Source organism: Magnetococcales bacterium (assembly GCA_015231925.1).
In the GTDB taxonomy this organism is placed as follows: Bacteria; Pseudomonadota; Magnetococcia; order Magnetococcales; family JADGAQ01; genus JADGAQ01.
In genome coordinates, this window is sequence record JADGAQ010000191.1 from 1 (window position 1) to 7,848 (window position 7,848).

At 64.6% G+C, this 7,848-nt stretch carries 7 protein-coding genes; 2 read left to right on the forward strand and 5 right to left on the reverse strand.

Translation table 11 applies throughout. The annotated features are described in order from the left end of the window. Positions 1-86 precede the first annotated feature (86 nt). The 5 genes from HQL56_16415 to xseA form a co-directional block, all read right to left on the reverse strand. The gene (locus tag HQL56_16415; protein MBF0311100.1) at positions 87-1,967 is read right to left on the reverse strand and encodes a 1-deoxy-D-xylulose-5-phosphate synthase; all 1,881 of its coding nucleotides are present in this window, start codon (positions 1,965-1,967) and stop codon (positions 87-89) included. Between the two features lie 12 nt (positions 1,968-1,979). Then, positions 1,980-2,867, reverse strand: a complete 888-nt coding sequence (locus HQL56_16420; GenBank protein ID MBF0311101.1) for a polyprenyl synthetase family protein — start codon at positions 2,865-2,867, stop codon at positions 1,980-1,982. A 4-nt stretch (positions 2,868-2,871) separates the two neighbouring features. Beyond that, positions 2,872-3,084, reverse strand: coding sequence for an exodeoxyribonuclease VII small subunit (gene xseB, locus HQL56_16425; protein MBF0311102.1), 213 nt, complete (start codon positions 3,082-3,084; stop codon positions 2,872-2,874). Between the two features lie 83 nt (positions 3,085-3,167). Next, on the reverse strand, positions 3,168-4,046 hold the full coding sequence (locus HQL56_16430) for a M23 family metallopeptidase (GenBank protein ID MBF0311103.1): 879 nt from the start codon (positions 4,044-4,046) through the stop codon (positions 3,168-3,170). Beyond that, on the reverse strand, positions 4,043-5,413 hold the full coding sequence (gene xseA, locus HQL56_16435) for an exodeoxyribonuclease VII large subunit (protein MBF0311104.1): 1,371 nt from the start codon (positions 5,411-5,413) through the stop codon (positions 4,043-4,045). The genes HQL56_16430 and xseA overlap by 4 nt, the downstream gene beginning before the upstream one ends. A gap of 108 nt (positions 5,414-5,521) precedes the next feature. On the opposite strand from xseA, the gene HQL56_16440 reads away from it, so the two are divergent. Both HQL56_16440 and HQL56_16445 read left to right on the forward strand, forming a co-directional pair. Then, complete coding sequence (locus HQL56_16440; protein ID MBF0311105.1) at positions 5,522-6,739, forward strand: SPOR domain-containing protein; 1,218 nt, start codon at positions 5,522-5,524, stop codon at positions 6,737-6,739. 86 nt (positions 6,740-6,825) lie between these two features. After that, a partial coding sequence (locus tag HQL56_16445; protein ID MBF0311106.1) for an acetolactate synthase large subunit occupies positions 6,826-7,848 on the forward strand: 1,023 nt, incomplete at its 3' end.

A 7,848-nucleotide genomic window follows, 5' to 3' on the forward strand; every position in this document is an offset into this window, starting at 1 on the left:
ATCCCCCCCGACGGGTCCAGGGCAGCGCCCTGGGACTTTTCCTTTCGCTGTTGATACCGTCACGCCGCGCTGTTGAATCGTTACCGTCATGAATGACGCCCGGACAACTCTCGCACCGTGAGGGCGATGCCGGCGGCGTCGAGCCGCTGGGAGGCCCGCAAGGCCTTCTGGGTGCCCTGGGGTATGAAATGATCCTCCAGACCGATCAGCCGCACCTTGCGCCCGGCAGTCAGGAGATCCTCCTCGGCGAGAAACTCCAGCACCGCGCTGCCGAAGCCGCCGCACACGGCGTTTTCCTCGATGGTCACCAGAATGGGCCGGGTGGCCGCCTCCCGCAGCATCTGCTTGTCCAGGGGCTTGAGGTAACGGGCGTCGTAAACCGCCGCCTCGATGCCTTCCGCCGCCAGAATTTCCGCTGCGGCCAGGGCCTCCTGCACCGGGGTGCCGATGCCCAGCAGGGCCACGTCCGCCCCCTCCCGCAGCTTGCGACCGCTGCCGGGGGGAATGCGTTGCGGGCTCTCCGGGGGCAGACCGAAAATCGAGCCTCGGGGATAACGGATGGCCACCGGCTCGTTCATGGCGAAGGCGGTGGCCAGCATGTGGCGCAGTTGGTTTTCGTCCGCAGGGGCCATGATCACCAGATTGGGAATGGCCCGCAGGAAGGAGAGATCATAGGCCCCGGCGTGGGTGGGGCCGTCCGCGCCCACCAGACCGGCCCGGTCCAGCACGAAGACCACCGGCAGCTTCTGCAGGGCCACGTCGTGAATCACCTGATCGTAGGCGCGTTGCAGGAAGGTGGAATAGATGGCCACCACCGGATGCAGACCCTCGCAGGCCAACCCGGCGGCAAAGGTCACGGCGTGTTGTTCGGCGATGCCGACATCATGGAAACGGTGGGGGAATCGCTCCTGAAAGAGGCTCAACCCGGTCCCCTCCGGCATGGCGGCGGTGATGGCCACGATGCGGGGATTCTCCTGGGCCAGGGCCACCAGGGTGTCGGCGAAGACGCTGGTGAACGAGGCCTTCTCCCCGCCGGAACGGATGGCTCCCGTATCCCGGTCGAAGGGGGCCACCCCGTGATAGGTGCAGGGATTGGTCTCGGCGGGCGTGTAGCCCTTGCCCTTCTTGGTGACCACGTGCAGCAGCACCGGTTTGGCGATGGCCTTGATGTTGCGCAGGGTGGGCAGCAACTGGTTGAAATCGTGGCCTTCGATGGGGCCGAGATATTCGAAGCCCAACTCTTCGAACAGCGCACCGGGGGTGAAGAACCCCTTCACCGCATCCTCCGCACGGCGGGCTGCCCCCAGCAGCGGCGGGGAGAGGCGTCCCAGCACGCGGTTGGTGCCATCCTTGAAGCGGGTGTAGAAGCGCCCGGAGAGCATGCGGCTCAGATAGGCGGACAAGGCCCCCACGTTGGGGGAGATGGACATCTCGTTGTCGTTGAGAATGACCACCAGATCGGTGTCGCGATGCTGCCCGGCATTGTTGAGGGCCTCGAAGGCCATGCCGGCGGTCATGGCCCCGTCTCCGATGACGGCAATCACCTTGCGCCGCTGATTCAGCAGGCGGCTGCCCATGGCCATGCCGAGGGCGGCGGAGATCGAGGTGGAGGAGTGGCCGGTGCCGAAGGGATCGTAGGGACTCTCCTCCCGTTTGGTGAAGCCGGAGAGGCCGTTCATCTGCCGCAGGGTGTGCAGCCGGTCGCGCCGCCCGGTGAGGATCTTGTGGGGATAGGACTGGTGGCCCACATCCCAGATCAGACGGTCGTTGGGGGTGTCGAAGACGTAGTGCAGGGCAATGGTCAGCTCGACGACGCCGAGACTGGCCCCGAGATGCCCCCCCGTTTGACAGACGGTGTCGATGGTGAACTGACGCACCTCCTCGGCCAGGTCGGGCAGATCCGTTTCCGTGAGCTGGCGCAGGTCGGAAGGTTCGGAAATATGTTCCAGGAGCCCGTTTGTGGCCATGGTCGAGGCCCTTCAGGAAGTTCTGCTGAGCAGGTGACGCGCCAGAAGGCGCAGGGGTTGGGAGGTCTCCGACAGGTCTTTCAGGGCGTTTTCCGCCTCTTCGACCCAGATGCGGGCCTCTTCGCGCGCCTGGGGCAGTCCCAGGATGACCGGATAGGTCGATTTGGCCTTCTTCCGGTCGCTGCCGGGGGATTTTCCCATCAGGGCCGGATCCCCCGTCTCGTCGAGAATGTCGTCGGTAATCTGAAACGCCAGGCCGAAGGCCTCGCCGTAGCGGGTCAACTGCTTGATCTGTTGAGGACTCCCACCGCCGAGGCTGGCCCCGATCAGGCAGGAGATGCGCAACAAAGCCCCGGTTTTGCGAACATGGATGTTCTGCATCTCGGCCAGGGAGAGGGTTTGACCTTCCGCCAGAAGATCGAGCATCTGCCCGCCCACCATGCCGTGTTGACCGGCGGCCTGGGCCAACTGGCGCAGCAGGGTGAGCTGCAGCTCGCCGGGCAGTCCCGGCAGACTCTGGGCGGCCAGCTCGAAGGCCCAGGTCAACAGGGCATCCCCGGCCAGAATGGCGGTGCCTTCATCGAACTGACGATGACAGGTGGGTTGACCCCGCCGCAGATCGTCGTTGTCCATGGCGGGCAGATCGTCGTGGATCAGGGAGTAGGTGTGGATGCACTCCAAGGCGCAGGCGAAGGGCAGAGCCCGAACGGTCTCGCCCCCGACCGCTTCGCAGCAGGCCAGAAGCAGAATGGGGCGCAGGCGCTTGCCACCGGCCATCAAGGAATAGTGCATGGCCTGCTGCAAACGGCTCTCCTGCCAGCGACCGCAGGCATCGAGCTGATTGATCAGGGCCTGCTCCACCAGGATCTTGCGTTCCCTCAGATAGAACTGCAAGTCCAGGGTGTCAGAGGGGCTGTTCACGGGCCTGGGCGTCCTTGACCATGAGCGTTTCGATGCGGGCTTGGGCGGCGTCCAACTGCTTCTGGCAATGCTGGGCCAGAGTCATGCCCTCCTCGAAGGTGGACAATCCCTCTTCCAGGGTCAGATTGCCGTTTTCCAACTGGCGCACCAACTCTTCCAGACGGGTGAGGGATTGTTCGAAGGAGGCAGCCGCCATGATTCCATCCTGAGTGCAGGGCAGAAGAAAGGGTTTGCCAAGCTACCAGAAAGAGGGGTGGGAAGCAACGCCCCTCATGCCCGTCAGGGCCTGGGCAGCTTGCCCTGCAAACCCGGCAGGGCCAGGGGATCGACCCGGGCCTCGCGGACGCGCACCCCCAGATGGAGATGGGGTCCCGTGGCCCGGCCACTCTGCCCCACGGTGCCGATGATGGTGTTCAGCGGCACCCAGGTATTCGGGGTGACCAGAATCGAGTCAAGATGGGAGTAGAGGGAGAAGACCCCGTCCCCGTGATCGAGAATGAGGGTTCGCCCGGTGAAGAGGAAATCCTCGCCCACCAGGGCCACCACACCCGGCGCCAGAGCCACCACAGGGGTTCCTTTGGCTGCCGCGATGTCGATGCCGTTGTGGGGATTGCGGGCCTTGCCGTTGAGAATGCGGCGCGAACCGAAGATGCCCGTCAAACGCCCTTCCGCCGGAATCTGAAAGCCGAGCAGATAACCCGGTTCCCCTCCACGGCGTTCGAAGGTCTGGTTGATGAGGGCCTTTTCCCGATCGGCCTGTTGCAGATCCTCGGCATTGAGTTCGACCTTCTCCTCCGGCAGGTTCAGATGCTCCTCCCGATAGCCGCGCGGCGCGACGGCAAAGGTGTGGGTCAGCCGCTCCGGGGGGGAGCCGTCCGGGGCCTGGATCTCCACGTCGAGCCGCGCCTTCTCCTTGTGAGCCTCCATGTCCAGGGCGACCAGGGCCAGTCCCGCAGCCGTGACCGGAAAGGTCTGCCCCTCCAGGGAGCCCTTCATGGTGGCCCCCTTGGGGAAGCCGGTCACTTTGAGCAAAATGGCCCCGCCCGGCTGCAACTGCCCGGTGACGGACAACTCCGAGGCGATTGCCGAAAGGGGAAGGACACCCAGCAGCAGCGCGGCGAGCAGGGTTCTCAAGGGCATGGCGAGGAGGTTTCTCACGGTTTGATCCTTGTTTCGATCACTTGGACATCAATCTGGCCGCAATCCAGTTGCAGGGTCAGAAGATCTCCCGGATGACACTGAGAGGGTTGACGCAGCAAACGACCCCGGTCGTCGCGAATCAGGGCGTAGCCCCGGTGCAGCACCGCATGGGGGTTGGCGGCTTCCAGGCGGGCCTGCAGCCGGGTCAGCCGGGCACGGTGTTCGGCCAGAAGCCGGTCCAGGTTCAACTGGTTCTTCAACAGGGCCAGACGGGCATGGGGCCAGCGCAACGGCAGATGTTTCCCCTGCTGGTTCAGCCCCTCCCGCAACAAGGCGGTTTTCAGCTGCTTGCGTTCCAGAAAGCGCCCCATGGCCTCCGGCAGCCGCTGCATAGCCTCTTCGCAACGGAAGCGCCCCTCGTCCAGACGGTGGCGGGGATGGCGCAGCCGACGACGGGTCTCTTCCAGAAGCTGACTTTTCCGCTGCAAAAAGAGGCTTTCTGCCCGCAGCAGCCGTTCACGGAGGGTATTCAGCCCCTCTTCCAGGGAGCGGCGGGTGGGCAGGACCATCTCCGCTGCGGCGGAGGGGGTGGCCGCCCGCTGATCGGCGACCAGATCGGCCAGGGTGAGATCGACCTCATGGCCCACGGCGCTGACCACGGGAACCGGGCAGGCGGCAATGGCCCGCACCACGATTTCGCTGTTGAAGGCGGCCAGATCCTCGCTGGCTCCCCCGCCGCGTCCGCAGATGATCACCTCGGCGCGGCCATCGGCGTTGAGGGCGGCCAGGGCTCGGGCAATCTCTTCCGGGGCCTCGTTGCCCTGAACCCGCGCCGGGGAGAGCAACAAATGAAAACCGGGATGACGATCCGACAGCACCTTGATGATGTCGTGAATGGCCGCTCCGTCGGGAGAGGTGACCACACCCACCACTTTGGGCCAGAAGGGCAGGGGCCGCTTGCGCTCCGCGTCGAAGAGCCCTTCCGCCGCCAGGCGGGCGTGAAGCTGCAGCAGTTTCTCCCGTTCCAGTCCGGCCCCCGCCAGGCGACAGCCCTCCACCACCAGTTGGTACTCCCCGCGTTGCGGGTAGGTGGTGATGCGCCCGCTGACCAGAACCTCGGCGCCCTCTTTGGGCAACTCGCTCAAACGTCGCAACGTGGTGCGCCAGATGACGGCGCGGATCAGGGAGGCCCCGTCTCCCAGGGTGAAATAGCCGTGTCCCGACGAGGCCAGTTTCCAGCCCTGAACCTCTCCGCGCACCCGCACGAAGGCAAACCCCTCCTCCAGGTTTTCCCGGATGCGTTGATTGAGTTCGGTCACCGACCAGTGGCTGGGTTCTGTGGCGGAATAATCCATGTTGGGACAGGGTTCGCGGTTATGCTTCACCTTTGACGCGATTCATGATAAGGCTTTGAAGTGGCTTTGGGAACCCGCGAACAGCGCTTGCCGTGCGATTGGCCGCCGGGGGTTCGCGACAGGAGGAGGGGGAGAGGTATGGTGCGGGGAGCGGGTCTGGTCGTCGTGGGGTTGTGCCTCGTCCTGGGAAGAGCCGCCCTGGCGGGAGATGTCACCGGCATGGTGCGGGAGGGGGTGGAGGCCTCGCGCCAGGGACAACACCGCGAAGCGGTGGAACGGTTGACCGAGGCCCTGCGGCAGGGGGATCTCCCCCCCTCTCTGAAGGCGGCGGTTCTGGGAACCCGCGGGGGAACCTGGCGACGCCTGGGAGAACTCGACAAGGCCAAAAGCGATCTGGACCAGGCCCTGACGCTGGATCCCCAGTTGGTGGTGGCCTTTTTCAATCGGGGCCTGACCCATTTCCTTCTGGGGAACTTCACGGCGGCGCAAGGGGATTTTCAGCAGTTCCTGCAACTTTCACCCCGACTGCCGTCGGCCTACCCCCATCTGTGGCTCTTCCTGGCCCGTGAGCGGGCCGGGGTCAACGGCCTGGAGGAACTCAAGAAACAGGCCCCTTTCCTGGAGGCCATGGAGTGGCCCGGACCGTTGGTCACCCTGCATCTGGGGCGCCTGACCCCGGACGAGGTGGTGCGGAGAGCCGGGGAGAGCCCCGAGTCGGTGCGCAAGGAGCGCCTGTGCGAAACCTACTTCCATCTGGGTGAGTACCATCTGCTGCGCGGCAATCTGCCCCAGGCGGTGGATTTTCTGCTGCAGGCCGTCGCCACGGCGACCCGGCAGAACGAATGGGCCGCCGCCGAAGCGGAGTTGAGCCGTCTGCAGGCCAAACCCCTGTCGCCGCCTGTCGCCGAAGCACCGCCTTCCCGCAAGGCGACTCCCAAGACGGAGAAGGCCGTCGTCCCCCCGCCGTCTGCGCTTGCCCGTAGCGAACCGGCTGCCAAGGCGCCTCCACCGGCCGCCGATAAAAAGAGCCCCCCTCCGGCGCCTCCTTCTCCGCTGCTGCCCAAAGCCACCTTCCTGGAGGCTCCGGAAGAGCCGGTGCGCAAGGAATCGCGACAGCGTTTCATGCTCGATCTGGGAGCCTTTGCCGATTTCGGCGACTATGTCGCCCTGCTGGGGCAGTTGCAGAACCGCCACATTCCCCATTACAAAAAACGGGTCGGCCAGGGTGGGGAGGAGACCATGCAACTCTTCGTCGGTCCCCTCGATTCGCGCGAGGAGGCTGCGAAACTCTCCCGGCGTCTTGCCGAAGAGCTGAAACTTCCCGAAAAACCGGTCTTGCCCTTCTCGGGATGGTGAACGTTTCGCCCGACTGAGGGTCCAACTTACACTAAATAATTCTCAATACTGATGAGGCCAAAATGGACAAATCGCTGGTGAAAAGCCTGAAGGCGGCGGACCTGTTGGTGCATTGCCTGGAAGAGGAGGGGGTGGAGATGGTTTTCGGGGTGCCGGGCGAGGAGAATCTGGATTTTCTGGATTCCTTGCGCCGGAGTCGCATCCGGTTGGTGGTGACCCGTCACGAACAGGCAGCGGCCATCATGGCGGCCACGTTTGGTCGTTTGACGGGGCGGGCGGCGGTGGCCCTGTCGACCCTGGGGCCGGGAGCGACCAATCTGATCACCGGGGTGGCCTACGCCCAGTTGGGGGGCATGCCCCTGGTGGTGATAACCGGGCAGAAACCGATCAAAAAGAGCAAACAGGGGCGGTTTCAGATCATCGACGTGGTGAAGACCATGACGCCCATCACCAAGATGGCGGTGCAGATTCCCTCCAGCGGCAAGATTCCCTCCCTGGTGCGGCAGGCCTTCAAGCTGGCGGAAGCGGAGACCCCCGGCGCGGTGCATCTGGAACTGCCGGAGGACATCGCCCGGGAGACCACCTCGGCCACGCCACTGCGCAAGATCGAGACGCGGCGTCCCAGCCCGGACGAGGATACCATTCTTCAGGCGGTCAAGATGATCCGGGAGGCGCGGCATCCGTTGCTGCTGATTGCGGCGGGGGCCAATCGCAAGCGCATTTCCGAGAGCCTGAATGCCCTGGTGAATCGCACGGGCATCCCCTTTTTCACCACCCAGATGGGCAAAGGGGTTCTGGACGAACGGCGCGAGGAGTTTCTCGGCACGGCGGCGTTGACCGAAAACGACTATGTGCATTGCGCCATCGACCGATCCGATCTGATCATCAGCGTGGGTCACGAAGTGACGGAAAAGCCGCCCGCCATCATGGGCCATGAGCGTCACGGCAAGCTGATTCACATCAATTTCAGTCCGGCGGAGGTGGACGAGGTCTATTTCCCCCATCTGGAGGTCATCGGCGATGTGGCCCAATCCGTGGCCATGCTGACCAGTCTGCTGGATCGGGAACCGGGTTGGGACTTCAGCTACTTTTTGCGCGTGGGGCGGGAG

Coding starts and splice junctions, on each gene's coding strand:
- HQL56_16415 (MBF0311100.1), bottom strand. CDS start 1,967: ATGGCCACAAACGGGCTCCTGGAACATATTTCCGAACCTTCCGACCTG.
- HQL56_16440 (MBF0311105.1), top strand. CDS start 5,522: ATGGTGCGGGGAGCGGGTCTGGTCGTCGTGGGGTTGTGCCTCGTCCTG.
- xseB (MBF0311102.1), bottom strand. CDS start 3,084: ATGGCGGCTGCCTCCTTCGAACAATCCCTCACCCGTCTGGAAGAGTTG.